Annotated in this window: 1 protein-coding gene; it reads right to left on the reverse strand. The window is 55.4% G+C overall.

Features of this window, described 5'->3' with window-relative positions; genetic code table 11:
* Positions 1-898 (reverse strand): IS1595 family transposase (locus H3H36_RS26295; RefSeq protein ID WP_182220984.1); only part of this gene is annotated, 898 nt, incomplete at its 3' end.
* Positions 899-976: the final 78 nt, after the last annotated feature.

Below are 976 nucleotides of genomic sequence, written 5' to 3' on the forward strand. Positions count from 1 at the left end.
TCCGATCAACAGCCCAATGCCAGCCCAAATAGTTGGGAAGATAATGGCTCGCCACGCCATGAAATCGACTGACCCATCCCTTGTAACGGCTGTGATAGGCATTTACGTTCTGGATATGGATAGCACCCCGAACGCGCTCGCTGGCACTCGCGTTCACGATCTCATGCGAAATCCCCTGGTCGCGCGCGAAGTAGCGATATGCAGCGTTGGCATCGCTCACAAGTAGTACGTCATCGTCCATGACGGGAGGCAGGCAGCGTTTTAGCTGACGTTTGTTAACTGGTCCTTTGCCTGTCACATAATCGATGGTCTGCCCGGTACGATCTCGAGCGACAAGGATGCAGACCTGTTCGAAAGAGAGTCCGCGCTTGGTGGCGGCCTCTCCGCGTTTGCGAGGCGGGCGATCGAGATGGCGCGCCCCCTTTTCCGATTCCAGGCAGTACATCTCGTCTGCCTCAAGGATTCCCGTCAGCTTCTCAGGTCTATCTGTCTTGGGCAGAGTGAGAAATCGATGGCGCCAGCGAAAGCTGGTGTTCTTATGGATAGCCACACCGATTGCAGCACGCCTTACTGTCGTGGCATGAAGCAAACATCGAGAGTATTCAAGCCATTTCGACTTGAGGCGCAGCCTCGCTAAAGGTGTGCCTGACAGAGAGTTGAAAGTCCGGCCGCAGTCGATGCAGCGAAATCGCTGAAGGCCGTCCGCCCGACCATGTCGATGGAAATGCAGGGACCGACATTGCGGACACGCCAGGCTGGCCTCAGCCGCCTTTTCGAGTATTCCGATCACCTTTTCTCGCTGGTCGGACACGCTCAAATACGCAAGGACTCGCTCCCGTTGCCGCAGAGACAGATCCTTAAGTTGTGCCAGCAATTGCCCAAAGTCTGCGCTTCTCATGGCCCCTCCAAGCATGAATTTACTCAGTCTTGGAGGGCCTTTACCGCAAGAAGTTCAATACTTAACGGGGACATAGCC

The sequence above is a fragment of the Rugamonas fusca genome, from assembly GCF_014042365.1.
In the GTDB taxonomy this organism is placed as follows: Bacteria; Pseudomonadota; Gammaproteobacteria; order Burkholderiales; family Burkholderiaceae_D; genus Rugamonas; species Rugamonas fusca.